Genomic DNA, 26,257 nt, shown 5'->3' on the forward strand with positions numbered 1-26,257 from the left:
TTAACCAGACAAGGACAGAAAACCCGCCTTATCTGGCGGGTTGAGCATGTCACAGACTCCCACCAGTTAAGTGATGGTCATCATCATCATTAAATGAGCGGCATGCTGCGACATAGTTTTTTCCTCAATAGAATTAGAAAATACATTATCAGTAATAAAATATATTTCAATGATGATGTAAAAACGGCTTAAGTATCTTAAGCCGTTAGGGTCAACATTTCATGAATCAGTGTTTTGAACTTTTATGGTGATTTAATGTTTCTTCTTTTAAATCAAGTTCATCACGTAAGCGATGATACACTCGTTCGTTGATGTTTTTTCCTTTACGCATTTGGTATAAGGCTTCACGCTTCGCCTTAAGAGCGGAATTAGACATCGAGCGTTCCATTTCGATCATACGGTGTAAGTCAAAGACATCCGATTCAGTTTCATCGGAGTTATCTAAACGACGACCATAGATTTCGAGCAACTGAGCCCCGACTTCGGTACGCATCGCAATCTCATCCACATCTTCGGAAGGGTGATTCATTAACTCACGAATATGTGCCATTGCCGCTTCGTTTAGCGCCAAGCGGGCACGAATTTCGTCGTTATCGTAGGGTAAATCTTGAACTAACCCTTTGGTTAAAATAGGTAAAGCAATACTCGCAATTAACAGGGAACATAAAATGACCCCCATCGCGAGAAAGATTGCCACATCACGGTTAGGGAATAACGAACCATCTGGCATCAACAGTGGTAAGGTCAAAATACCCGCTAATGTAATTGCACCGCGCACACCCGCTGTTGCCATCACCGCCATCATACGAATACGCACTTCATCCGCTTGTTTTCCACGACGTCGATGATGAAACACCGTCAATGTCATTGATATCCATACCCAAGCAAAACGCAATGCACCTAATGCAATGGTAATCACTGCCACATACACAAATAGCATCCACGGGTGGCTAGCACCTGCTGCTTCAGCGACCTGTGGCATATTCGTCCACATTCCCGGTAACTGCTCACCCAGTAGGATAAAGATCATGCCGTTAAGGCCCGTTTGCACTGTATCCCAAACTGCCTTACTTTGCATGCGTGTTGCGGCTTGCATACGCCCAGCAATTTTTTCATAGTGCATCGCAATACCTGCAACGACCGCGGCAAGTATCCCAGAAACATGCAAATGCTCAGCAAGTAAATAGGCTGTAAATGGCATTAATAAGCTAATCATGATTTGGATGGCAGGTTCTTCACCAGTACGCTTAACCAAGAATTGGTTTAACCAACCTATAGCCCATGCCACTAATAAACCAATCGCAATACCGCCAAATGCCACCAGTACAAATTGCCCTGCGGCAGAAGTCAGAGAAAACTCACCTGTCAGTGCCGCGACAACCGCAAAGCTAAAGCATACTAAGCCTGTTGCATCGTTGAGTAAGGACTCCCCTTCTAAAATGTGCGCCATACGCGAAGGTAATGGTGAATTCACTGTCATTGCGGATACAGATACAGGGTCAGTCGGCGAAAGAATCGCCGCCAGCGCAAATGCAACCGCCAGAGAAATCGTTGGAATCAACCAATGAATAAAGAAGCCCATTCCAATCACTGTGACAACAACCAGACCGATCGCCAGCGATATAATTGGTTTAATTTCTTGAAATAACGCCTCTTTTGGAATGCGCCAGCCATCAAGAAACAGTAATGGAGGAATAAATAAAAATAGAAACAGATGAGGTTCAAATTCCACTGTAAACCCATAAAACGATAAGGCAGCACCTAACGCGATTTGGATAATAGGTAATGGAATAATGTCTTTAAGTAATCGTGAAACGAACACGCTCACGACGACTGCAAGTAAAAAAACGAGTACAAGTGTCACTACCGACATTGAGTGCTCCATAATGGTTTATCTTAGTTATCTGATTTGCAGTAAATAGATAAATCAAATCAATGTAAAGTGACAATTTATGCTCTAGAAAAAAAATAAAATAAATCAAAAACTACGATAGCAATCATTGTGTTACAGAATATTACTTAATTTCCAACACATTACATTTATGATGAATATGTTAGTGTTTTATCAGGGTTTAATAATTATTCGTCCTATAAAATTCTCATACTCATCAAAAACAGATGAATCCTAGTATTTCGATGGAGTTTATCTATTTGATTTCTGGGCTATGTCTATCAATTAATTCTTGTAAAACTTGTTTGAGCATTTTGCTTTTACGAGCGCCTAATGGTGCTAAAACCTGCCTTTCATGCTCTTCTGCGGCAACCAATAACCCTTCCACTAACTCCACTCCACTCGAAGTCACACTGACTAATGTCACGCGTCGGTCACTCCCTGAGTGATTATTATGGCGGATTACATGCCCTTGCTGCTCCAATCGCTGTAAAACCCGCGTAATAGTCGGTTGCTTGCTGACTGTTTTTTGCGATAACTCGGTGATCCCCATCGAACCATTATTCGCCAATGTCGAAAGCACTCGCCATTCCAACACGGATAACCCGTTAGCTTCCACAACCGCATGAAATTCAGAAGAAACCAACATCCATGCCTGCCCCAGCAGAGCGGGCAGGTAATTATCAACGAAGACTTTCGATTTAGGCATCAATTCCTCTTTTTTAGCTTCTGGTTTTATCACGTTAGAAGCTAGCAGAGTAGCAGAAGGAAACCGAACTCTTAACATAATTTAACTAAAATCTGCCACTAAGCAGTGAGCCAAAGCCATCAACTCGAGTATCTAATCCCAATTTTTTTAGCATCATATATGTCGTTGCCACGGATGATGACAAGACAGGCAAGCCCACTCTATTTTCTATCAATTGAATTGAAGGCAGTGAAGGCATCTGTACACAAGCCGATGCAACAATGACGTCCACATTGGTATTCAGTTTTTTGGTAATTTCAACAGGGGCTAATGGATTTTGTCTACCAACTTCAAGGTTATCAGGTATTTCTAGAGAGATACTGTCTACCACCTCAATACCTTCATGTTCGATGTAATCGATAACCAGCTGTGTTAATGGTTTCATGTATGGGGTCAGAATTGACACTTTTTTGGCACCCATTGCATGTAAACCATCAACTAAAGCCCCTGCACTTGTCACGACCGGCGCTGGATGCCCGTTATCTATCGTGCATTGATGAAGACGTTTTTGCGAAATGCGGTGATAGCCTTTACCCATGCTCATAATGGCAACTAAGCAGGCATACCCCAATACATCTACATCAGCATCGGACAACTCAATAGCACAGCGATCACTGTCAGAATCCATTTTAGCTAATTCGTCTTTGGTCACTTTTTGCATACGCATACGGCTAGAGTGAAATGTAAAGCGTTCGGCAAACATGGCTTCACGGGCACGTAAAATAGCCGGAATTTCAGTTTCCATGGTGGTATTAGACGAAGGCACAATCTGCCCAATACGAAATGTACGCGCTAAGCTCATAGTCCTTTCTCCAAAGAAGAGTCATCCGATTCAGCAAATTGATTAAGTTCATCAATATCTTGCCCACTATGATGGAAACGGGCAGCCGTTAAAGGACGTCGATTAACCTGTAAATCAAAGATATCAAAGCGATTATAATGCCCAGTAATATCATGCATCTGACGAGGTTGAATGCAGCGATTCAAATCAATTTCACCATAAACAATACCTTCTTTATCAATCAAAGGTTCCCCAATAACGCGCCCATCGGGACCGATAATGCCGGAAAATGCACTATTTGGACGAGCCAGTAATTCACGAGACTCAGGATGGGATGTTGCCATGGCGTCAACGATTTCTTCAGAGACCGTTGAACAAGAAATGATAGTAAATACCTTACCTTCAAAGCAGTGCGCTGAAGCTCGTAAGCGAATGGCATCAGCCATGTCGTAATCTTTCGGTGCAACTGGCAGAGCAATATAGCTGGCAATGTGTACCAGCTCACCCTGAGCTAATAATGAGAAACGCGCCAATGTATTGGTATTTTCCCCACATGCCAGTGCGCCTAGAGGACCAATGCTCGTTTGGTGCACTTTTAGAGAAGATGCATCACCGTTCGCCCACGTCAGCTTTTCCGCCCATGTCGGCACTAATTTACGGTGCCGCCCTAAAATTTTGCCTTCATCAGAAATAGTCACCAGCGTGTTATACAGCGTCGCTATGCCGTTCGGATTACGTTCATTCACCCCAACAACAACATTGATATGGTGACGAGCTGCCGCTTGCGCAATTTTTTTAATTTCGGGTCCCGGTACTTCAATCGCTGACTTACACAGTTTTTCAAACCATGGGCTGCCATCAATCGGATTCATCACCCAGCTCCAATACGGGTAGCCAGACACAAACACTTCAGGGAATGCGACTAATTTAGCGCCATTATCAGCCGCCTCTTCAATAAGCCGACACACTTTGTCCACAGTGGCATCAGTATCAAGAAATACAGGGGCGGCCTGCACTGCCGCCGCCTTAAATTGAGGTAGATTCAACATGTAGTTATCCCCCTTAAGTTATACTGCAACCACTGGATGACGTAACTCACCGATTTTTTCTACGTAAGCTTCAATCACATCGCCTGGCCACACCCACTCTTGAGGAGAACGTCCGGCTCCCACACCTTCAGGCGTTCCTGTCGCGATAATATCCCCGGGTTCTAACGTAATACCCTTGCTGATGTCTGCAATCAATGCGTTCACGTTAAACAACATATGACGTGTATTGGAGTCTTGCTTAGTCACACCATTGACTTTCAGACTCAGATTCAATGAATGTGGATCAGGAATTTCATCGGCAGTGACAATACAAGGACCGAATGGCGCGTAGGTATCCTGCCCTTTTGAGTAGATCCATTGACCCGCACGGCGGCAATCACGCGCACTCATGTCGATCATTAAGCTATAACCAAAGACATAATTCAGAGCATCTTTTGGCTCTACACCTTTAGCACGCGTTCCCATAATCACCGCCAATTCGACCTCCCAGTCTAACTGCTGAGTAATTTGGGCATTATGTTCAATGGCATCACCCGGTCCAATCACGGTTGTCGGCGGCTTAGAAAAAATCACAGGTTCTTTTGGTAATTCTTTAGATGTATCCAACGTACGGCTAGACTCTGCAACGTGCTCAACATAGTTCAAGCCAATACCAAAAATGTTTTTTCTTGGGCGCGGAATTGGCGCTAATATTTTCACATTTTGTACAGGCCACGCCGTTCCTGCTGGGAATTGCCCTTGATAACCATTTAATAACGCCGTTCCCGCACGCACGCCTTGAGGACCTAAATCAATAAATTCCAGCATGTTATCAGGAAGATATTGACCATTTTCCTCTGCCAATCTCGCTAAATCCACGACTTGCTCATCCACAATCGCGCCTAAGCGTGCTGCTGCGGTAACATCTGAACGGTAAGTAATAAGACGCATAATTTTTCTCCTTGAGTCAGGTCTCAAGACCTCACTAAAATCTTCACGTAATAGTTAGAATCAATAATTAGATCAAATAGTTAATAAATCACTTTTTGGTGACCGTCATTTTCCATCAAAGCCTCTTCATAATAGAGACCAAGGGAGTGCATCACTGGCAAGTCGCTAAAACAGAACAGACAAGCATCTTCACTTTGGGATGTATTAATATGTTCGTGGAACATCCATGACGGTACACAGAAAATGTCGCGCTCTTGCCAATCAAAACGCTGCCCGTTAATAATCGAGTAACCTGACCCTTTCGCCACTTGGTAAATAAAGCTACCCGTATGACGATGAGCTTTACCAACAAAGCCAGGACGTAATAACTGCATGCTTGCCCCAATGGTTGGCATGACAGGACCGCCAGTTAATGGGTTGGTGTAATTCATTAAGACATCATCAAACGGTGATCCTTCCGTCACTTTTGCGGCTCGCTGTAACGCTTCGTAAGTGGGCCCCCACTGGTATTTAAACAATGGCGAATAAGGCTTATCCCATCCCACATGGTGCGGACGTAATGCCGTTGCCCCCCACATCCCAACGGGATAATCAACTGGCCGGGTTTGTGCTTGATGTAAATCTGGGTGAACTTTGTAAAAACCAGCCTCCATGGCATTGACGAGTGGAATATCTAATCCGTCCTGCCAAATACACGGTAGCCCACCTTCTTCAACACCATGCTCATGCCAAGTACCATTTGGCGTCAGCACAAAGTCATTGGCTTCTAAAATCATTTTTTGCCCTTCCACGATGGTGTAAGCTCCACGCCCTTCCATAATGAAACGCAAGGCAGATGATGAATGCGCATGAGCGGAAGCCGCTTCTCCGGGATGCATCACCTGTAAACCTGAATACAACCATCCCACCGCAGCAGCAACATCTTGGCGACCTGGGTTATTTAAATAAATCACGCGACGACCCGCCTTTTCTGGCGTCACTAAATCCACTGAACGTAAAACATGCTTGCGTAAATCTTGGTAACGCCATAACACTGGCACTGACTGAGATTTTGGCTGCCATGGCTCAATTTTATTGGCAACAGTCCAGAGCGCACCTGTTTTTAATTCATCTAACTGCTTGTAATACGCCAACAATTCCGGTGTATCTGCTACATCTGCGCGTCCTGCGATATTCTCTCTGTATTGTTCATGGGACTGAGTCGTCATGGTTTTTCCCCCTTTCGCATTGACGCCATTAGCGGTTTTTCGATTGTTGGACTAATTGTTGGCGACCATATTCATAAGGTGCTGGCCAAGTTACGCTGTTCCACCCAAAGCGCGCACATTCATGTAATAACCACGCAGGATCAGAAAGCAGCGGGCGAGATAACGCACAGAGATCGGCTCGCCCTGATGCGATAATGCTATTAACTTGATCTGCATCGGTGATTGCCCCAACGGCAATCACCGGAACCGATCCTTCATTACGAATTCGATCCGCCATTGGCGTTTGATACATACGCCCATAAACAGGCTGCTGAAGAGGGGAAACCTCACCGGATGAGCAATCGATAATATCGGCTCCAGCTTGATGCAGAGCCTGTCCAATCAGCACTGCTTCATCAACTGTCGTTCCGCCTTCCACCCAATCTGTCGCAGATATTCGCACCGAGAGCGGTTTGTCTTCAGGCCACACTTTCCTCACCGCGCTAACCACTGCTAGCGGGAAACGTAGACGGTTTTCTAATGACCCACCAAATGTATCAGTGCGCTGGTTAGTCAGTGGAGAGATAAAGCTCGATAACAGATAACCATGCCCAGCTTGCAGTTCTAGCCAGTCAAAACCCGCTTGATCTGCACGTTTTGTTGCCGCCACAAATTGGTCAATAATGCTTGCCATCTGAGCTTCGGTCAGCGCAGATGGTGTCTGTGATAGAGACGGTAAATAAGGTAATGGGGAAGCTGAAACTAACGGCCAGTTGCCTTGTTTCAATGGATGGTTTTCTTGTTCCCAACCGCGCTGCGTAGAGCCTCGACGTCCAGCATGCCCCAATTGCATCCCAATTTTCGCATCTGTTTTCTGGTGTACAAATTGCGTCACATTTTTCCATGCCGCCACTTGCGCATCATTCCAAATACCTGGGCAGCCCGTCGTCACTCGCGCTTCTGGAGAAATGGCGGTCATTTCCGTCATAATTAAGCTGGCACCACCTAATGCACGGCTACCGATATGCACGAGGTGAAAGTCACCTACCAGCCCATCTGTTGCGCAATACAACAGTGTTGGAGAAGCAATAACACGGTTCTTCAACTCGACATTACGCAAACGAAATGGCGTCAACATCGGGGCAATTTTCTGACTAGCGAGATCGCTTGGTAAACCTGATTTCTCTGCAAACCAATTTTCATAGTGGGTTAACCAGTGATCATCACGCACACGCAAATTTTCATGGGAAATGCGCTGAGAACGGGTTAATAGAGAGTAAGCAAACTGTTCAGGGTCGAGATTTTCGTAACGTTGAACATTCTCAAACCACTCGGTCGAGTTACGTGCTGCATTTTGGATTTTCAGCACTTCAACACTACGTACTTTTTGATAGTGCTCTAATCCTTTGCGCAAATCACCTTGGGTGGCTTTCAAGCTTTCACATAATTCGATGGCATCTTCCAAAGCCAGCTTGGTGCCCGACCCAATAGAAAAATGCGCGGTGTGCGCTGCATCACCCATCAGAACCACGGGAACATCTTTACCGCTTGTTGGATGTGTCCAATGTACCCAGTTATCACAAATAACTCTCGGGAAGCGGATCCAAATCGCCGCACCGCGTAAGTGAGCAGCATTCGCAATCAACTTTTCACCATCTAACCATGGCGCAAACAGTTTTTCACAGTAAGCTATTCCATCTTCTTGAGACATTTGGTCGATGCCTGCTTTGAGCCATGTCTCTTCCGTCGTTTCAACAATAAATGTAGATAAGCCTTCTTGGAATTGATACGCATGAACTTGGAACCAACCGTGCTCATTTTCAGCAAATATGAAGGTAAATGCGTCGAAAATCTTTTTCGTGCCTAACCAAACAAAGCGGCAACGACGTTGATCGATATCCGGTTTAAAGACGTTTTCATAGCGAGTACGGACTGCGCTGTTGATCCCATCAGATGCAATCACCAGATCTGCATCATATTGGCGTGCGATTTCCTGATCATCGACAACTTGAGTTTCAAAAACCAATTCGACACCGACTTCAAGGCAACGATCTTGCAAAATATTCAGTAATTTCTTACGTCCTATACCGATGAAACCATGACCGCCGCTACGGTTACAGCTACCTTTGAAATGAATGTCGATATCATCCCAATGGCTAAATTCGGCGCTGATGGTCTCTGCGGATACAGGGTCAGCTTTGCGTAAATTACTTAATGTGGCATCAGAAAATACGACACCCCAGCCAAAAGTGTCATAAGGACGGTTACGTTCAACCACCACCACCCGATTTTGTGGATTTTGCAGTTTCATCAGCAACCCGAAATAAAGCCCTGCGGGACCGCCGCCGATACAAACGATATTCATGGAATTTCTCCTTTAATTACGTTGTGCCATTACACCGGTTGCTGCTGGGTTAAGGCGCTATACAGTGCTTCAGGGATAGGAATTGCCTGATGCGTGATAAGTGATGTCGTGACATAAGTTTGTGTCACTTCCATGCGCAACTCGCCATCAAGACTGATGCAACGTTGGTGTAAAGTCAGAGACTTACCGCCAATGCGTTTAACGTGCAGCTCAAGCTGAACATCATCCCCCATCCGACTAATTGCTTTGAAATCTGCTTCTAAATGCACCGTGGGTAAACCAAAGCGTTGCTCAAGGATGTACCCTGCGAATCCTTCAGGAATCAACTCATCAAACCAACGTTCAATGAGATTGTTAAACATCACAAAATATTGCGGATAAAATACAATTCCTGCGGGATCGCACTCTGAAAAGTGGATCCGATGGTGTTGAGAAAAGGTCAATAAACTCATGATGCGGTCCTTATTCCATCGCCAAACGCTGACGGCATTTTTTCAATTCATTACCGTGTTCATCTGCCAAAGCCGCTTCACGCAGTTCACGTAAATTAATGGGGGCTAACTGGCTACCATGACGCTCAACGATTTCCATCAATATTTGGAAATTGCGCAAACCACGGGCATGAGTATCGCTATATCCCTTCACCACTCTCTGGCACTGCGCAATCTCAGTGGCTAGCGCAGGGTTGCTTTTCGCCGCTTGCGTCACCGCATCTAACCATTTTTCAATACGGTTATTTTCAAGTTGATAACGCAATGTTGAGCGCCGCCCTCTTCGCCACGCGGCGAGTGCATATAACTGTAAAAAGCCCCAAAGCGAACTGGTAGTGATCGTGCGTCCCTTTTGCGTTAATTTGCGAACGGCTTTGTGAATCCAATGTGGTTTCATTAGCCAGTTTCCTAAACTTTTGGGAAGCGTTTCGCAAATCTCTTCAATTCTTGGATGCATAAATTCATTGATATCGAGCAATTGGTTATCTTGTGCTTGGACTTCACTACGGACTCGCGCAAAACGGCTATCACGAATTTTTAAGTCAGCCACACGGATGGTGTCCTCATAAGACATCCACAGTGCTAAATGGCGAACTAAAGCACGTTGTAAGCGAGGATCATCGCCGCCTTTTTGCGCAAATAACGCTTGAAGTCGATTGAGGTACGACTCTGCATAAGCAGGATCTTGGTAATCAATCAAGCGACGAACGCCTTCAATGGCAAGGTAATGAACATGGTCAGGGAATTGGCTCTCAACACGCGCAAGGAGAACGGCAACATGTTTATTTTTTGGTGTTTTTTCAATCAATTGCGAAGCTTCCGCTTGATACGTTTCTTCTGGTTGCGCCGCTTTTTCAGCACCCAACGTAAACGCACGCAAACTGGGTTTCACCCCAACACCACCACGAACAATGGTTTCTTCAAACTGTTCACGGCTAAATGGCAAAACCCCCGAACCAAACAACGCACCAAACAGAACGGCACTGATGACACTGCCACTCTCTTGCGCAGCTTGTGCCATATCAAAATGAATAAATTGACGGGCAGCTTGTCCTGCATGACGAATCAACGCTTGGCTATCTACGCGCCCATCCCCCATTGCCGACTTTTCTGCAATCGAATACACCCGATGAGTCGAGCTTATCAACGTAGTACGTTCCGAAGTCACAAAACCACGCTGTACGGCACGTCCTGCCTCCATTAGCTCGGAAGCTAAAACCACATCCACATCTCCCGGCATTGGCATTAGGGCTAATACTGGTGAAGGGGTGTCTGGGTTATCAGCCCCAGGGAATAATTCAACATAATAAATTGTTGCCCCCGTCCGCTGAGCCACACCCGGTACTGATGTGGTTTGCGCAAAATACCCATTCTCTTCGCCAAGATTAACAATCCAATCGGCGAGAACGCCGCCGCCTTCCCCACCCATTGCAAGGATGGCTATTTTGATAGGCTGTAAGGTCATTAAAGGTTGTGTCATATGCCCCCCTAAAAACTCAGTTGTTCACGGCGGCGTGCATCACGACGCTGCAAGAAGCCAATAAACCAGCCGCGAACACGGTGGCGCAATGTGTCCCAACCATTTGGATTGGTGATAATTTGTGCTTTAAAGAAGGAAGGACACAGCACGGCGGCATGGGAGACTTCACCGCACAGCCCACAGCCTACGCAACTATCCATCACTGTCGCAACTGGGTCTGTCCGTAAAGGATCTGGGTTAGGCTTGATTGATAACGATGGGCAACCCGATAAACGAATACAGGAGTGGTCTCCTGTGCAAGTGTCTGAATCAACACCAAAACGCTCACGGACAACTCGCTTGCCTGCTGAAACGTCTTCACGAACTTTTTTCTTTTCACGACGCTGTTTGTTCAACATACATTCGCTTTGGGCAATCAATACTTTAGGACCACTTTCTGTCGTCGTCAGAGCTTCACGTAATGTATTTGTCATGGCTTTTAGGTCATAGGTACGGGTGATGGTTTTCACCCAGTTCACCCCAACACCTTTAACGGCTTTTTCAATCTCATGGCCAGTGCTGCGAGTAGGATTTAGCGCCGTCGACGACAAAATATCTTGTCCACCCGTTGCAGAGGTATAGCTGTTATCAACTACGATAGTGAGATTATCACTGCGGTTAAACACGCTATTGGCAATTCCACTCGTTAAGCCGTTATGCCAAAAACCACCATCTCCCATTACCGAAATAGCGCGCTTACTGGCTTTCGCGTTCAACGCCGCAGCACCCGCACCACCAAGCCCGTAACCCATGGTGGTATTGCCAAGATTAAATGGCGGTAAAATCGAGAATAAATGACAGCCAATATCGGCACTCACATGATGCTCACCCAACTCACGCTCAACCAACTTCATTGCAGTAAAAATTGGGCGTTCTGGACAGCCGGTACAAAATCCTGGCGGGCGCGCATGTACAGTGTCATTTAGGGTAGGCTCTGCCGCATTAACGTAATCCGGCAAGTCATCATCCGCTTTCACTGCCGTGACATTAATGGCTGGGATGCGGATCTGCTTAGCAGCCGCTTTCACTTGAGGTTCGATTTTGCCGTAACGTTCGAAGAATGAACGCAGTCCTGCCAATACAGTTGCCGTATTGTATTCACCTGCCATCGGCAACATGTCTTTACCGTGAAGTGCTATCTCAATATTGCGTTGGCGTAAAATATTCGCCACATTTTGCTCAACGAAGTTCGGCTGCCCTTCTTCCAATACCAAAATCGCTTTTTTGTTGCGACAAAAACGTTCAAATTCATCATCAATTAAGGGGTATGCCACATTCATGACATACAGTGGAATTTTGCTATTACCGAAGACATCGGCTAAGCCAATTTGGTTTAATGCACGAATCAAGGTGTTGTAGCAACCGCCCTGTAAAGCAATTCCCACATCCTCTGAATCTTCCGCAAAAAATTCATTCAGTTCACGCTGTTGAATAAATTTGATAGCCGCGGGCCAACGCGCTTCTATTTTTTCTTTTTCATGTAAAAAACTTGCCGGCGGTAAAACGATACGGCTGACATCACGGGTTGGGTTCTCTAATGCGTCTTTTACCGTGAATTTCGGATGTTGGTTATCTGAACAGGTAAATTGTCCATGAACATGGCAAGAACGAATACGCATTTGCAGCATAACTGGCGTATTACTGGCTTCGGAGAGATCAAAACCATCTTTGACTGCCTGTACAATGGAAGGCAAGTTAGGACGTGGGTCAAGTAGCCACATTTGGGATTTCATCGCAAAGGCGTGGCTACGCTCTTGCATAATTGAAGAGCCTTCGCCGTAATCCTCACCCACAATGATCAACGCCCCCCCCAATACACCACCAGAGGCTAAATTGGCTAATGCATCAGACGCCACGTTGGTTCCCACTGTCGCTTTAAATGTCACGGCACCGCGTAAAGGGTAGTTCACCGATGCCGCAAGCGTTGCGGCTGCGGTTGCTTCGCTGGCACTGTTTTCAAAACGGATACCATATTCCGATAAAATATCCTGTGCATCCGCCAGTACATCCATCAGGTGGGAAATCGGTGCACCTTGATAGCCTGCGACATAAGAAACTCCCGATTCCAGTAATGCTTTTGTTACCGCAAGGATCCCTTCACCGCTGAAAACTTCACCTTCACCCTGCCGTAATTTTTGAACTTCTTGGACAAACGAACGCTCAGCCATTTTAACCTCACCAGTCAACGTCGGCACGTTATTATCTTTTTTGTGTTTCCTTCTTGTATCTCATTTGTTAATAAATGGTCAATCCATGATTAATCATGCATATTAGATTCTTGCAGAGAGTGGATAAGAGGTGCATAGAGCGGACAAAATCATTGTAAAACAATGAAAAAATGCTGATGAACAGGCTCAAAGGTAAATATTTCAGTCTAGTAAACTATTGGCTAATTACTTTCACTAATCAATCATTAACTCCAATTAATCCTTACTCATAGAAAGGAATTAGAGTATTCATCTGATTAAAATCAATATGGCAATATAGATAACTTTTTGATTAACTAGTAGGCAGCAAAATATAAATAACTATATGAATAATCATATATTTAAAACTAAGAATTAATAAAAATAACTTTATTTTTTAGTTTGTTACCGAAATCACAATCAGCACATTCTTTGCACTTTTTTGCAGTATTTGGATAGTTTTTGCACAAATGTGGCTAGGTAAGCAAATTCCTTTATGCTATGTTCGAAGCACAATTGGTTAAAAATTGTTTAATAAAATGTTAACAAAATCGATTCCTGTGATGGGTCGAAAGTCGTCAAAAAATAACAATAAGATATCTAAATATCCCAACAAAGACCCTCAAAGGACCCACTAGCCAGTGACTTCTATCTGCTAGGAAGCCAATCAGGGTTACAGTGTTTACTTTGGAGGCACCTCCTTATGTTGAGCAACTCATGGCCTTACGCACCTGCACCTCAAATAGAGAATCAACTCTGTTCTTCTGAACGATTGTTGTTCAGTTCAGCCGATCCTGAAGAGATCAAATCCATGGTGGGGCGCGTTATGAAACCTCATCAATTTCAATTACTTAATCAACATCAGCGCCTTGATGCTCGCATGCATTACATCCCAATGGGCGACATTTCCCTTAGTCGGCTACGTTATGGTGCTGATGTGGCTATCACGCCAGGACAACTCGAAGATTTTTTTCTGGTGCAGATGCCGCTATCAGGCAGTGCCATCATTGAAAGTGGCGGAAAAACCGTAGAATCGACACCACTGATGGCCTCATTATTGAGTCCTGAAGAGTCTACGGTGATGCGTTGGAACAGTGATAATGACCAGTTTATGCTACGCATCTCCCGTTCTTTATTAGAACGTACTTTGGTCGGGCAGCTTGGACATACTTTAGATAAACCATTAGTTTTTGAATTAGGGTTTGCTTGGCAATCATGTATTGCATGGCGTACGTTGATGAACTATCTGATTGAATGCGCAACACGTACGCCAGATTTGCTGCAACATAAGCTTATTACCACTCAAGTAGAACAATTGGTTTCTGTCACACTCTTATCCACACACCAGCATAATTATTTGGAAGATTCCGGTATGCGCCGTGCCACTATTCGTCCGCGCCATGTGCGCCGCGTTCAAGAGTATCTTGAAGCCCATGCCCACGAACCCATTACGGTAGAACAACTGGCTCACATTGCCGGAGTCAGTTTACGCAGCCTATATGCCGGTTTTAAAGAGTTTTTGGACATTAGCCCGATGCAGTATTTACGTGATTTGCGTATGGAACGCGTGCGAGCCGAATTGATGTCAGGGGAAGCCACCAGCGTCACGGGGGTCGCCTTACGTTGGGGATTTGCTCATATGGGACGTTTTAGCGCCGAATATAAACAACGCTATGGTGAAAGCCCAAGCCAAAGTATGAAAAAAGCGTAACGCGTAACTTAAAGCAGTCTTTGATTAAAATGACCGTATAGCGAAAAAGCCATGCGGTTATTTTTTTCATCGATAATGCTCTCAACCATCACTTGGAAACGAGTCGTTAATAGGGATATCAGCAGCCTTTCGGCTGCCAATATTAATAAGGCAGGATTAAAACGGAATGGATGCTTTGAGATAAATTTGGGAACCTTCAGGGCGATTTTTCACCGAGAAATCTTTCTCCCATTTTGCCGTAAATAACCAGCCTTGTGGGTTAGCATAGCGGATTGACGGACCTACTGCGAAAGCTTGAGCCTTACCTTGTGCGGAGTTTGGACCGCTGTCATTCGTGGTTTGCATAAACCCATATCCACCAATACCCGCAACCCAACCATTGCCAAAGCCCCAACCGATCGCATAATCGGCGTGGAATGCCTGACCTGAACGCGTGTCCGTATCATTATTGCGGAAGTTAAAGTCATACATCATTTTTAAATCCGCATTAACGCCCACTGGGGGAATATAGCTGATTGCCCAAACTGGCTGTAATACCCAGTAATTCTTCCCTAAGCTTGAGGGGTCAGTTTTACTGTATTTTCCGGTTGGGGCATAAGCATCCAAGCCCAGCACATAATGTAAATCTGCTGAAGGATGGAAGCCTAATGCGGGACCAAAAGTGATATCCCCCAATCCACGGCTAGTTTCCTTATTCCCCGCCGCTTTTGCAGTCACATCAAGCAGTGGAAGAATGGTATGGAATGCCAAATCACCACCGAACACTTTTTGATCGGTAACCCAGATAAAACGCGGTGCGAGCACATTCACATTGACACTAAAGCCAGGAATAGGGATTTTATCGCCTTTATCATCACGAACACTGTCATAATGCGCATTACCGCCATATACCAACACATGCACACCTTGCGGTGGCAATGCGCCAGACATAAAGTTTTCGAGTCCATCTGGGTAGATCCCAAGCCCCCCCCCCTCGGTTGCAACGGCACCGAACGACAATGCCCCCAAGCATGAACCGACGATTAGCTTATTGACCATTTCTTTATTCATCATTTACCTGCCGCTATAGTTGTTTTTATGGTGGTGATTTTTATATTTGCTGTGTTTATCTTGCCTACGATTTGGTAAAGCCCATTACCGCTTTTTCTTCGCTGCTAATTGCTCAGCAACTAAATACCCAGAGCCCCCGCCAAGACCAGGACCCGGATGTGTTGATGCCCCAATGTGGAACAGATTTTTGACTGCCGTTTGATGTGCCTTAGTTTGTCCTGAAGCGGCAAACGGTCGTAGCCAAAAGAATTGATCTGGAGAACAAGTTCCTGAATAAGGATCTCCCCCCACCAAATTGCAGTTGTAGTTTTCCAGATCTGCCGGAGAAATTGCTTTACGACCAATGATCAGGTTAGTCACTCCTGGCATCACCATTTCCAAACGCTGTTGAATACGATCGGCTACAGCTTCACGCACCGTTTCATTCCAGCAACCATCTTCAGGTACCGTGATTTCGCCCGCCGCGTCCCCTTTCAAATGGCGAGGTAATTCCTGCATTTGGATCCATAAGATCCAGCCACCATCAGGTGCTCGACTTGGATCTAACGCTGTTGGCTGACCAATACCAAAGGTGGGTCTATCTGGTAAATATCCGTTATTCGCCTGCGTGACAGACAAACACACTTGCTCCATACTTTCTGTAAAATGCACCAATGGCACATGGCGTAACTCTGGATTACACCACGGTGGCGGCGCACTGAGCGCAAAGTGAATTTGCATGCCCCCGCGACCATAACGGTATCCCTTAGCATGTTGCTTCACTTGAGGGGAAACCTCATCAAGTAGGCTGCCATACAGCTGAGTTGGTGTCACATTACACACCACACTTTCACTCGCGGGGATAAACTGCCCATCGACCCGAACACCTATCGCACGGCTCGCTTTACCACTGCCTTTCGTGATGATTTTTTCCACATGAGCATGGGTACGCAGCTCACCACCATGTTGCTCAATGACTTTGGTAAATGCTTCAACAATCCGATAACTTCCCCCTTTCACGACCGGCATTCCCCCCGCCACTACCGCCGCAAAAGTCAGCTTTCCTATCAGCGCTGAGCTGGCTTCATCAGGCCCTAGCCCTGTATGCAGCACCCACGGTGCCATCAGTGCTCGGCTAAAGTCATGCTGCAATTCCCGCTCAGACCAGCGCCGAAAACTCTCCACGCCAGACTTGGCAAAATCCAGTAGACCGTCGACGCCACGTTTACGCCATTCCGAAAACAGCAGTTTAAACATGCCGCCGCTGTAGGGGTTCTGCCCCAACAAACCAAAGGTCAGAGCGGCATCTTCACTGAACAATTTTTCTGCCATTTGGCGAAATGCAAAGCCATCACCGGGTGCGATTTCATCCAGCTGTTTGGCGGCAGCACCAATATCTCGTTTTAATGCCACCGATTTACCATCGGGTTGCACCAAGCCGGTGGAATAATCGCACTGAGCAAATTCCAAGCCATGCTGCTGCAGTAAAGGAGCGAGTTCTTGATAACCGGGACTGCCCACAAACAGGGAATACCAGCAAGAAAGTAGGTCGTGAGTGTATCCGTCAAATAGCGCTTCAGTACGAATACAACCACCAAGGCGGTCGTTGCGTTCTAATACCAATACGGATTTTCCGCGCACCGCCAATAACGCCGCGCACATCAGCGAGTTCATCCCACTGCCGACCACAATCACTTGAGGATTTGATAAGGTCGCCATACCTCACCCCACCAGCGCAAGCACACGCAGTGGGCTACCTGAACCACCCTCAATTTTCAGTGGTGCCGCCACAATGACCACGCCAGTTGCGGGTAATTGATCGAGGTTTTTTAAGCATTGCAGACCATACTTATTATTGCCATGCATTAAGGTATGGCAGGGATAGGGCACTGGCCAGCTATAAGATTGCCCAGCATCGGTATTGATAGTTTCAACCCCGAATCCTTTCACATCACGTTGATGAATAAGCCATTCTACGGCTTCCTGAGAAGGACCAGGGGTATGAGCGCCATCTTCTCGCATATTCACATACGCTTCTGGGTTATCCGATTTTTTTGACCAATCTGTACGCAGTAAGACCCACGCTGCTTTTGGGATTTTGCCGTATTTTTCTTCCCACTTTTGTAGGAAATCCACGGTTAAGATCCAATCTGGGTTTTTCGCGACTTCTTTGCTGGCATCAACCACCACCGCAGGGGCAATAAAGTGGTGAAGCGGGATAGTATCAACGGTATTTTTCGGCTGATCTTTACCACTTATCCAATGGATAGGTGCATCAAAGTGGGTTCCGGTGTGTTCACCACAGCTAAAATTATTCCAATACCACGCGGGACCATTTTCATCATAACGGGAGATTTGTTCCATTTTAAATGACCAGACTTGCCCAAATTCAGCGGGTAGCTGTAATGCAGGAAATGAAGGCGATAAGGTTTGCGTCAGGTCGATAATCTGAATATTGCCTTTTTGTAACTCGCTGGCGAATGACATCAAAGTTTGCTGTTCCATACTATCTCCTGCGCCTATTGCGCTTCATGTAAGGCTGTAAATGTGCCACTGTGGAAAACTAACGGCTTACCGGTTTCGCTACCAATGCGACGCACATGCCCCACCATCAGTAAATGATCCCCAATATGATCTTGTTTGTGGTTTTCACACACCAACGTCACGATCGCCCCATGTAAGGCAGGGATCCCTTCAGGTGTCATATGTACCGCTACATCTTCAAACTTGTTTTCAACACGCGGATTGGCAAAACGCATAGCTAGCTCTTGGTGATCTTTTCCCAAGATGTTGATCGTGAAATGCTGGCAATCACGAAACACCGCAAGATTAGGGGAATGATTCACTAGGCTCCACAACACTAAAGGAGGATCCAATGAGAGTGATGCAAATGAGTTGATCGTCAGACCAACATCACGTCCATCAGGCGTTCGCGTGGTGACAACTGCGACCCCTGTGGGGTAGCAGCCTAGTAAATTGCGTAAGGTTTTCGATTCAAACTCGGTATGACCCCATTCGCTCTCGCACATAAGTGTGTCCTCTGCAATCATCGACATACTGATCTCTCCTACGAAGCGCGAACTTCTTCTTGCATCAACGATTGAATATACGTATCGCAGGCATGGGCATCGTGCCACCACGGAGCAAGTACCGGTGGGTAGTTAAAAGCATTCGCGACAGTATGAGCAAGGGTTGGCAACTGCTGAGCAGCGCCTAATACATTCAGGACATGTGGCTCTGGTGGCGCTAACAAAGCGTTAGTCCATTCCACGACATGGCGACCATATTTCCAAAACTGTTCAAAAGTGTCATTCATCCACTCGGCGGTATATGGCTTATCACCACGCGCTAAAATAGCGTCATAGTAAACTTTGCTAGCTTTTGTGGCATTGTTAGAACCTTGCCCGGTCAGTGGGTCATTCGTGACTAATGCATCACCTAAACCAAAGACAATTTTCCCTGACGGCAGGGTGAGGACGGGTTTACGGACCGTTGGAGCAAAGCGCCCAGCCAGAATGCCATTTTCATCGGTCAACTCGATATGACGGCAGCGTTCAGCTTCCCAAGGTAAGTAGGTATCGATGATTTTTTTGCTATAAGCCAGATGCTCTTGCGGCGTGCGGGCTTCTCCCCATTGGTCCATCGGTCCACCAGGTACACCTTCAAATACCATAATGTGGCAATCACCGCTGTTAGTTAACGATGGGAACACAAAGTACTCCCCCACTCCTGGGATCAGGTTGAAGGAAACTTGTGAAAATTCAGGGGTTGGTAGCATTCCGTGAACATAAGTCAGTGCTAATGCACGTTGTGGTTTGTCATACGGCGAGCGGGATGCATCGCGTTCTAACAGCTTCACAATTTCGCCTTTTCCTCCTGCGAGGATCACTAAATCATGAGTTTCTGCTAAGCGTTCAAGTTCAGCGACACCCACATCTTCAATCAGTAAGTTACCGCCACGAGCAGCAAACAACTCCAGCCAATAGGGCATTTTGATACGCTGATCAACCGCTTGAGCGTAATTATCTAAGCGAGAACGCCAAGTAATAGCTTTCTCTCCCGCTTTTTCTGGGTGTGGCACAGTAAAACCGATTCCTTCAACGGGTGGGCATTTGTCTTCCCAGAAATTAATGCCAAGATCGCGTTCAAATTGCAGCGAAATATCAAACATACATTGGCTAGACATAACTCTGCCATTTTTCACATCATCTGGGGTACGGTTGGTGGCAACCGTCACATCATAACCTTTGTCTAGCAGCCCTAATGCCAATGGCATACCCGCCTGACCACCACCTACGATTGCGATACGACGCATAGTGAATTCCTCGATAAAATTAAAATAAGGGTGTCTTATTCAGCAAGACGGGGAATGGCGGGTTTCGCCTGTTCAGGTCCCATGGCAGAGTATCCACCATCGACCGAGTAATCTGAGCCAGTCACAAAACTCGCCAGATCAGAAAGTAGGAATGCCACGACCTGAGCCACTTCTTCTGGGTCGCCAACACGTTGTAAAAGATGATAATCCGCAGCGACGCGGTCGGTTTTTTGACGATCGCCGCCAGTCAGTTCATCCATGACCCGTGACCATGTCCAACCAGGGGAAACAGAGTTGACGCGAATACCGTCGGGAGCATAGTCCATTGCTTGACTGCGCGTGACTTCAAGCATGGCAGCTTTGGACGCGGGATAGAGCCAACGACCTGTTTGCGCGACCGAAGAGGAAATACTGGTAAAATTAACAATTGCCCCTTTGTCTGCTTTCGCTAAATAAGGTTTGGCAAATTGCGCTGCCATCACCGCACTCACGACATTGATATTGAGTGCCGTGAGCCAATCTTGGCGAGAAGACGCTTGACCGTCATCCAAATAGGTTGCGGCCAGATTAACCAAAAAATCGAGTTGACCGTACTTTTGCGCAACACGGTCAATACCGTGTTTTAGTTGTTGGTCATCGGTGATATCGATAGGTAGAAAGTCAATATTGGGCTCCGATTGCGCCACACTTTCTCCATTGGTTTTATCAATATCAAAAATGGTCACTTTCACCCCATAAGAACATAAGATTTTCGCCACCGTTGCGCCGATTTTTGTTGCACCACCTGTCACAATGGCAATTTTGTTGTTCAGACCTTTCATCGCTGTGCCCTCTTTGCTCTCATTCGCTCACCATAGGTTCACAAAAGAATATGTTCACAAAATAATGCGTTCACAAAAAATTAACATGACGCATCATTACGCAAAAAAGGCAAAACGCTGTAGCCTATATGCGCAAAGATTATCCGCACAGCGCGGCTATTTGATTAATAACTTAATGATTATATTGAATAAATAGCCACATTTTGCAGTGACTATCCAGATAGTGAAAAGTGTGATTTATGGGCGTTCTAGAATTTGAGCACCCGGACCCTGATTCCCTAAAATATCTTCAGGGTTGCGCAATGGGCAGTCACGCAGTGATAAACAACCGCAACCTATACAATGGTCTAATTCATTACGTAATCGAGTTAACTGCTTGATTCGTCTGTCTAAAGAACTTTTCCACTCTGTGGACATGCTCTTCCATTCTTCTGCGGTCAACGTGCTATTGGCAGGAAATTTACCTAGCGCATCTTGGATCTCTTTTAACGGAATTCCTGTGCTTTGAGCCACTTTAATGATGGCAATATAGCGTAAAACGACAGGTGGAAAACGTCGTTGGTTTCCTTGGGTTCGAGCGCTTTGAATTAACCCTTTTGCTTCATAAAAATGCACGGTTGATACGGGTACACCCGCGCGCTTTGCCACTTCTCCCACGGTAAGTGCTCGTGAAAAATCCCCCTTTTCCGCCGCAATTTCCCGCGTTTTTATCGTCTTCATGGTTTTGCCCACCATTTTTGCCCACCCCCTATTGACCTCAACTTAACTTAAGGTTTTATAGTGCCAGCCTCTTTAATTGTCAATTTAAGATGCCAATGATAATGAATAAAAAAACGCTAACTTTGCTATGCACTGTACTTATCACCGCAGGTGGGGGAACAGTGATTTACTCGACATACGCCAATTCAAACGATAAACCACAAGCGGCTTATCAGTATCCTCCTATAAAAGTCGCTTTGGCGCCGGTGACGCTCGCTAATGCCCCCCGAACCTTCTACGGCGTGGGAGAATTAGAAGCCGGCAGCCAAGTATTGGTGGCTGCTGAGACCAGTGGACGCATTACTAAAATCGGTTTTGAATCCGGACAGCCAGTGAAAAAAGGGCAACTGCTAGTCCAACTCAATGATGCCGTAGAAAGAGCCGATTTGGCTCGCTATCAAGCGCAATATCGTAATGCAGCTCGTTTATATGAGAGAACGCGGACTTTATCTGCTCAACATTTGGTGGCCGAAGCTCAAGTAGATAGTACGCGTGCTGAGCGAGATATGGCGCAAGGGTTAATTCAACAAACCCAAGCCTTAATTGCACAAAAAGCCATTCATGCCCCCTTTGATGGCATCATCGGTATCCGGCAAGTTCATGAGGGTCAATACCTTAGCCCTGGGGAAACCATTGCTAGTCTGGTGGATACGCAAACTTTGAAGCTAAATTTCTCATTAGATGAACAAGCCTCCCCTGAATTGCATCAAGGGCAAGTGGTGGATCTTGCTGTTGATGCTTACCCAAACACGCCGTTTCCCGCGAAGATAACCGCCATTGATCCGCTGATAGGTAAATCCCGTACGATTGCATTGCAAGCCACATTGGATAACAGCAATGGCAAACTCAAAGCCGGTATGTACGCTAATGTCACGGTAGTTCGCCAAGCCAATAATGCGGTACTAACTGTCCCTGAAACTGCGGTCACTTATACCGCTTATGGGGATACGGTGTTTATCGCTGAAGGTTCAGCTGATGCCATGACCGTTAAACGTGTTTCTGTAAAAACAGGACAGCGTTTTGATGGCAATATCGAAATTGAGCACGGGCTCATGGAAGGTGACCAAGTCGTGAGGTCGGGGCAATTACGCCTGAATAATGGCTCAGCGATTATTCCTGTGGCACAAGATACATTATCTGAAACGCCTCAAGGCTCATAAGGACAGCATCATGAAATTCACGGATTTGTTTGTTCGCCGCCCTGTTTTAGCCTTAGTGGTGAGTGCCTTGATTGTACTTATTGGGCTCTTCGCACTGAGCAAGTTACCCATTCGCCAATACCCACAGCTAGAAAGTTCGACGATCACCATTACAACTCAGTACCCCGGTGCATCGGCAAAACTCATGCAGGGATTTGTTACCCAGCCCATTGCACAAGCCGTCTCTTCCGTAGAGGGGGTCGATTACTTATCATCATCATCCGTTCAAGGCAGTAGCCTCGTTACCGTACGTATGGAGCTTAATCGCGATTCCACTCAAGCGCTCACCCAAGTGATGGCAAAGGTGAATCAAGTTCGTTATAAGTTACCCAAAGAAGCTTATGACCCCGTTATTGAACTCTCTTCTGGGGAATCTACCGCTGTAGCTTATATTGGTTTTTCCAGTACCGAACTCGCTATCCCTGCTCTGACAGATTATCTTTCCCGCGTGGTGGAACCCATGTATTCGGCGATTGATGGGGTGGCAAAAGTGCAAGTATTTGGCGGGCAGCAGCTCGCAATGCGCCTATGGCTAGACGCGGATAAACTCGCCGGTCGAGGTATTTCTGCGGCTGAAGTTGCGCAAGCCGTACGCCAAAATAACTACCAAGCGGCGCCCGGAAAGGTCAAAGGAGAATTTGTTATCTCCAACGTGTATATGAACACCGATTTGACCAATGTGGATGAATTTCGAGACTTAGTGATCCGCAATGATGGCAACGGGCTTGTGCGCTTAAAAGATGTGGGCACCATTGAGCTTGGGGCCGCCTCCACGGAAACCAGCGGATTAATGAATGGCGAGCCCGCTATTTATTTAGGTTTATTTGCCACCCCAACGGGTAACCCGCTGGTCATTGTGGATGGCATGAATAAACTCATGCCTGATATCACGAAAACACTGCCGCCAGATGTGAAGGTGGAAATGGCCTTCGAGACGTCACGGTTTATTAAGGCCTCTATCAACCAAGTGGTCAGTACCTTAGTTGAAGCCCTGCTAATCGTTATTGCGGTGATTTACCTGTGTCTTGGGTCTATTCGCAGTGTCATTATCCCTATCCTAGCAATTCCGCTGTCCATGTTGGGTGCCGCTGCATTAATGATGGCGTTCGGTTTTAGTATTAACCTGCTTACCCTGCTAGCGATGGTGTTGGCGATTGGGTTGGTGGTGGACGATGCCATTGTGGTCGTGGAAAACGTCCATCGGCATATTGAAGAGGGGAAATCCCCCGTTCTCGCGGCCTTAATTGGTGCCCGTGAGGTGGCAGGTCCTGTTATCGCCATGACCATTACACTCGCAGCGGTCTATGCGCCTATTGGTTTGATGTCAGGGTTAACTGGTGCGCTATTTAAAGAATTCGCACTCACCTTAGCCGGTGCCGTGATTGTTTCAGGTATCGTGGCATTAACGCTTTCTCCTGTAATGAGCTCATTTATGCTGAATTCAAAACAGAATGAAGGACGTATGGCGAGAATGGCAGAAACCTTCTTCGAAACGCTTGCCCATTATTACACTGCCATTTTGAATTTCTCGTTGAAAAATCGTTGGATGACAGGAATCTTAGCGTTAGGTGTCGTGGTCAGCTTGCCAATGCTGTATCACGCCGCGCCGCGAGAGCTCGCCCCTGTTGAAGACCAATCGAGTGTATTAACCGCGATTAAGTCCCCACAGCATGCCAACCTTGAATATGTGGAGCGATTCTCACGTAAGTTACATGATGTCTTTACGGCGCTTCCCGAAACGGAAAGTACGTGGATTATCAACGGTACTGATGGCCCGTCCGCCAGCTTTGGGGGAACTAACCTCACTAGCTGGGAACAGCGTGAGCGCCCTGCTTCAGCCATTCAATCTGATTTACAAGGACGAGTTGGTGATGTGGAGGGTAACAGTATCTTTGTTTTTCAATTACCTGCACTACCCGGTTCAACAGGCGGATTGCCAATCCAAATGGTGTTAAAAAGCCCGCAGGATTATCCGGTACTGTATCGTACGATGGAAGAAATTAAACAACGCGCTCGTGAAAGCGGTCTGTTTATGGTGGTAGATAGCGATCTCGACTACAACAATCCTGTCGTTGAGGTGCGTATTAACCGCTCAAAAGCCAATAGCCTTGGCATTCGCATGCAGGATATTGGTGAATCTCTCACACTGCTCGTCGGCGAGAACTATATCAACCGCTTTGGCATGGATGGTCGCTCCTATGACGTGATCCCGCAGAGCTTACGTAGCCAAAGACTCACACCTGAAGCTTTGTCTCACCATTATGTGAAATCCGAGGATGGCAGCATGATCCCGCTGTCAACCGTCGTGGATATTTCTACGCAAGTTGAACCAAATAAGCTGACCCAATTCAACCAACAGAATGCCGCTATTTTTCAAGCTATCCCCGCTCCCGGAGTAACATTGGGGCAGGCGGTAGCGTATTTAGATGAGATGGCCAGCGAACTACCTGCCGGTTTTAGCCATGATTGGCAATCTGATTCACGTCAATATAAACAAGAAGGAAACACCCTCGCCTTTGCCTTTATGGCGGCGCTGATTATTATCTATTTAGTGCTCGCCGCGCAGTATGAAAGCCTTGTCGATCCTTTGATTATCTTAATTACTGTGCCACTTTCAATCTGTGGCGCCTTGATCCCACTCGCCCTCGGCTATGCCACCCTCAATATTTATACCCAAATTGGGTTAGTCACCTTAATTGGGTTAATCAGTAAACATGGGATCTTAATGGTGGAGTTTGCCAACGAGCTCCAAGCCAATGAAGGCTTAGATAAGCGACACGCCATTTTAAAAGCTGCACAAATTCGTTTACGCCCTATTTTAATGACAACGGCAGCAATGGTTATTGGTTTAGTACCTCTGCTGTTTGCCACAGGAGCAGGTGCAAATAGTCGATTTGGTCTGGGTTTAGTGATTGTCACAGGCATGCTGGTTGGCACGCTATTTACCCTGTTTGTGCTACCGACCATCTATTCCGTACTCGCTCGAAATCACAATGCGACGACATTAACCCCAAGACGTTATGAGCTTGCTGAAGCTAACCGCCTAATTAAACATTCTGAGGAGACGGCGCCATGAATTACTCATCGTTAAACCATCTTTCACTGGTGCCTACACGCAAGGAAAAACGGGCAGCTCATGACAATAAATCAACTGATTTTTCTGCCAACCCGATGAGTAATAGCATCGCGATGATGATGATTTATCATCCTTATCCATTAAGTACCTCACATTCGGACGTCACAGATCCACAGCGTAAATAACCTCTAGATTTAAAT

At 46.2% G+C, this 26,257-nt stretch carries 21 protein-coding genes; 4 read left to right on the forward strand and 17 right to left on the reverse strand.

Annotation, left to right across the window (positions count from 1 at the left end; translation table 11 throughout):
• Nucleotides 1-226 precede the first annotated feature (226 nt).
• From PSF16_RS06735 to PSF16_RS06780, 10 genes are all read right to left on the reverse strand, one after another.
• Nucleotides 227-1,873 carry a Na+/H+ antiporter gene (locus PSF16_RS06735; RefSeq protein ID WP_006663330.1) on the reverse strand — a complete coding sequence of 549 codons (1,647 nt, stop codon included), beginning with the start codon at nt 1,871-1,873 and terminating at the stop codon, nt 227-229.
• A gap of 274 nt (nt 1,874-2,147) precedes the next feature.
• Nucleotides 2,148-2,600, reverse strand: a complete 453-nt coding sequence (locus tag PSF16_RS06740; RefSeq protein WP_006663331.1) for a MarR family winged helix-turn-helix transcriptional regulator — start codon at nt 2,598-2,600, stop codon at nt 2,148-2,150.
• Between the two features lie 85 nt (nt 2,601-2,685).
• Nucleotides 2,686-3,441, reverse strand: coding sequence for a maleate cis-trans isomerase family protein (locus tag PSF16_RS06745; RefSeq protein ID WP_036959819.1), 756 nt, complete (start codon nt 3,439-3,441; stop codon nt 2,686-2,688).
• Entirely contained in the window at nt 3,438-4,469 is a 1,032-nt protein-coding gene (locus tag PSF16_RS06750) for a carbon-nitrogen hydrolase family protein (RefSeq protein ID WP_006658263.1), read from the reverse strand. The genes PSF16_RS06745 and PSF16_RS06750 overlap by 4 nt, the downstream gene beginning before the upstream one ends.
• An 18-nt stretch (nt 4,470-4,487) precedes the next feature.
• Nucleotides 4,488-5,399, reverse strand: a complete 912-nt coding sequence (locus PSF16_RS06755) for a fumarylacetoacetate hydrolase family protein (RefSeq protein WP_272689007.1) — start codon at nt 5,397-5,399, stop codon at nt 4,488-4,490.
• 80 nt (nt 5,400-5,479) lie between these two features.
• A complete protein-coding gene (locus PSF16_RS06760) occupies nt 5,480-6,607 on the reverse strand; it encodes a cupin domain-containing protein (protein WP_272689008.1) in 1,128 nt (375 codons plus the stop codon).
• A gap of 28 nt (nt 6,608-6,635) precedes the next feature.
• Entirely contained in the window at nt 6,636-8,951 is a 2,316-nt protein-coding gene (locus PSF16_RS06765; protein WP_036979025.1) for a bifunctional salicylyl-CoA 5-hydroxylase/oxidoreductase, read from the reverse strand.
• A 29-nt stretch (nt 8,952-8,980) separates the two neighbouring features.
• On the reverse strand, nt 8,981-9,403 hold the full coding sequence (locus tag PSF16_RS06770) for an acyl-CoA thioesterase (RefSeq protein WP_179897581.1): 423 nt from the start codon (nt 9,401-9,403) through the stop codon (nt 8,981-8,983).
• A 10-nt stretch (nt 9,404-9,413) separates the two neighbouring features.
• A complete protein-coding gene (locus PSF16_RS06775) occupies nt 9,414-10,922 on the reverse strand; it encodes an indolepyruvate oxidoreductase subunit beta family protein (RefSeq protein ID WP_272689009.1) in 1,509 nt (502 codons plus the stop codon).
• 8 nt (nt 10,923-10,930) lie between these two features.
• Complete coding sequence (locus PSF16_RS06780) at nt 10,931-13,129, reverse strand: indolepyruvate ferredoxin oxidoreductase subunit alpha (RefSeq protein WP_272689010.1); 2,199 nt, start codon at nt 13,127-13,129, stop codon at nt 10,931-10,933.
• A 721-nt stretch (nt 13,130-13,850) separates the two neighbouring features.
• Here PSF16_RS06780 and PSF16_RS06785 point away from each other — a divergent pair.
• Nucleotides 13,851-14,858 (forward strand): AraC family transcriptional regulator, encoded by a 1,008-nt coding sequence (locus PSF16_RS06785; RefSeq protein ID WP_006663339.1) that lies wholly within the window; start codon nt 13,851-13,853, stop codon nt 14,856-14,858.
• Nucleotides 14,859-15,014: 156 nt separating this feature from the next.
• On the opposite strand, the gene PSF16_RS06790 is transcribed toward PSF16_RS06785, so the two are convergent.
• The 7 genes from PSF16_RS06790 to soxR form a co-directional block, all read right to left on the reverse strand.
• Nucleotides 15,015-15,911: a SphA family protein gene (locus PSF16_RS06790; RefSeq protein ID WP_272689011.1), complete on the reverse strand. Its 897-nt coding sequence runs from the start codon at nt 15,909-15,911 to the stop codon at nt 15,015-15,017.
• A gap of 81 nt (nt 15,912-15,992) precedes the next feature.
• Complete coding sequence (locus tag PSF16_RS06795) at nt 15,993-17,606, reverse strand: phytoene desaturase family protein (RefSeq protein ID WP_006663341.1); 1,614 nt, start codon at nt 17,604-17,606, stop codon at nt 15,993-15,995.
• A 3-nt stretch (nt 17,607-17,609) separates the two neighbouring features.
• A complete protein-coding gene (locus PSF16_RS06800) occupies nt 17,610-18,392 on the reverse strand; it encodes a cyclase family protein (RefSeq protein ID WP_006663342.1) in 783 nt (260 codons plus the stop codon).
• 14 nt (nt 18,393-18,406) lie between these two features.
• A complete protein-coding gene (locus PSF16_RS06805) occupies nt 18,407-18,916 on the reverse strand; it encodes a flavin reductase family protein (protein WP_228075626.1) in 510 nt (169 codons plus the stop codon).
• A gap of 38 nt (nt 18,917-18,954) precedes the next feature.
• Nucleotides 18,955-20,202 (reverse strand): styrene monooxygenase/indole monooxygenase family protein, encoded by a 1,248-nt coding sequence (locus PSF16_RS06810; protein WP_006658250.1) that lies wholly within the window; start codon nt 20,200-20,202, stop codon nt 18,955-18,957.
• Between the two features lie 35 nt (nt 20,203-20,237).
• Entirely contained in the window at nt 20,238-21,023 is a 786-nt protein-coding gene (locus tag PSF16_RS06815) for an SDR family oxidoreductase (RefSeq protein WP_006658249.1), read from the reverse strand.
• Between the two features lie 237 nt (nt 21,024-21,260).
• Nucleotides 21,261-21,758: a redox-sensitive transcriptional activator SoxR gene (gene soxR / locus PSF16_RS06820; protein WP_006658247.1), complete on the reverse strand. Its 498-nt coding sequence runs from the start codon at nt 21,756-21,758 to the stop codon at nt 21,261-21,263.
• An 86-nt stretch (nt 21,759-21,844) separates the two neighbouring features.
• Between soxR and PSF16_RS06825 the strand changes: the two genes are divergently transcribed.
• The 3 genes from PSF16_RS06825 to PSF16_RS06835 are packed head-to-tail and all read left to right on the forward strand — an operon-like array spanning nt 21,845 to nt 26,242.
• Nucleotides 21,845-22,942, forward strand: a complete 1,098-nt coding sequence (locus tag PSF16_RS06825) for an efflux RND transporter periplasmic adaptor subunit (protein ID WP_006663344.1) — start codon at nt 21,845-21,847, stop codon at nt 22,940-22,942.
• A 10-nt stretch (nt 22,943-22,952) separates the two neighbouring features.
• Nucleotides 22,953-26,057 carry a MexW/MexI family multidrug efflux RND transporter permease subunit gene (locus tag PSF16_RS06830; RefSeq protein WP_272689012.1) on the forward strand — a complete coding sequence of 1,035 codons (3,105 nt, stop codon included), beginning with the start codon at nt 22,953-22,955 and terminating at the stop codon, nt 26,055-26,057.
• On the forward strand, nt 26,054-26,242 hold the full coding sequence (locus PSF16_RS06835) for a hypothetical protein (protein ID WP_006658244.1): 189 nt from the start codon (nt 26,054-26,056) through the stop codon (nt 26,240-26,242). Before PSF16_RS06830 ends, PSF16_RS06835 begins: the two co-directional genes overlap by 4 nt.
• Nucleotides 26,243-26,257: the final 15 nt, after the last annotated feature.

It is taken from the genome of Providencia sp. PROV033 (assembly GCF_028484855.1).
Lineage (GTDB): Bacteria > Pseudomonadota > Gammaproteobacteria > Enterobacterales > Enterobacteriaceae > Providencia > Providencia alcalifaciens.

Coding starts and splice junctions, on each gene's coding strand:
- PSF16_RS06780 (WP_272689010.1), bottom strand. CDS start 13,129: ATGGCTGAGCGTTCGTTTGTCCAAGAAGTTCAAAAATTACGGCAGGGT.
- PSF16_RS06775 (WP_272689009.1), bottom strand. CDS start 10,922: ATGACACAACCTTTAATGACCTTACAGCCTATCAAAATAGCCATCCTT.
- PSF16_RS06770 (WP_179897581.1), bottom strand. CDS start 9,403: ATGAGTTTATTGACCTTTTCTCAACACCATCGGATCCACTTTTCAGAG.
- PSF16_RS06835 (WP_006658244.1), top strand. CDS start 26,054: ATGAATTACTCATCGTTAAACCATCTTTCACTGGTGCCTACACGCAAG.
- PSF16_RS06795 (WP_006663341.1), bottom strand. CDS start 17,606: ATGGCGACCTTATCAAATCCTCAAGTGATTGTGGTCGGCAGTGGGATG.
- PSF16_RS06750 (WP_006658263.1), bottom strand. CDS start 4,469: ATGTTGAATCTACCTCAATTTAAGGCGGCGGCAGTGCAGGCCGCCCCT.
- PSF16_RS06785 (WP_006663339.1), top strand. CDS start 13,851: ATGTTGAGCAACTCATGGCCTTACGCACCTGCACCTCAAATAGAGAAT.
- soxR (WP_006658247.1), bottom strand. CDS start 21,758: ATGGTGGGCAAAACCATGAAGACGATAAAAACGCGGGAAATTGCGGCG.
- PSF16_RS06815 (WP_006658249.1), bottom strand. CDS start 21,023: ATGAAAGGTCTGAACAACAAAATTGCCATTGTGACAGGTGGTGCAACA.
- PSF16_RS06735 (WP_006663330.1), bottom strand. CDS start 1,873: ATGTCGGTAGTGACACTTGTACTCGTTTTTTTACTTGCAGTCGTCGTG.
- PSF16_RS06745 (WP_036959819.1), bottom strand. CDS start 3,441: ATGAGCTTAGCGCGTACATTTCGTATTGGGCAGATTGTGCCTTCGTCT.
- PSF16_RS06740 (WP_006663331.1), bottom strand. CDS start 2,600: ATGCCTAAATCGAAAGTCTTCGTTGATAATTACCTGCCCGCTCTGCTG.
- PSF16_RS06825 (WP_006663344.1), top strand. CDS start 21,845: ATGAATAAAAAAACGCTAACTTTGCTATGCACTGTACTTATCACCGCA.
- PSF16_RS06805 (WP_228075626.1), bottom strand. CDS start 18,916: ATGTGCGAGAGCGAATGGGGTCATACCGAGTTTGAATCGAAAACCTTA.
- PSF16_RS06755 (WP_272689007.1), bottom strand. CDS start 5,399: ATGCGTCTTATTACTTACCGTTCAGATGTTACCGCAGCAGCACGCTTA.
- PSF16_RS06760 (WP_272689008.1), bottom strand. CDS start 6,607: ATGACGACTCAGTCCCATGAACAATACAGAGAGAATATCGCAGGACGC.
- PSF16_RS06765 (WP_036979025.1), bottom strand. CDS start 8,951: ATGAATATCGTTTGTATCGGCGGCGGTCCCGCAGGGCTTTATTTCGGG.
- PSF16_RS06790 (WP_272689011.1), bottom strand. CDS start 15,911: ATGATGAATAAAGAAATGGTCAATAAGCTAATCGTCGGTTCATGCTTG.
- PSF16_RS06800 (WP_006663342.1), bottom strand. CDS start 18,392: ATGGAACAGCAAACTTTGATGTCATTCGCCAGCGAGTTACAAAAAGGC.
- PSF16_RS06830 (WP_272689012.1), top strand. CDS start 22,953: ATGAAATTCACGGATTTGTTTGTTCGCCGCCCTGTTTTAGCCTTAGTG.
- PSF16_RS06810 (WP_006658250.1), bottom strand. CDS start 20,202: ATGCGTCGTATCGCAATCGTAGGTGGTGGTCAGGCGGGTATGCCATTG.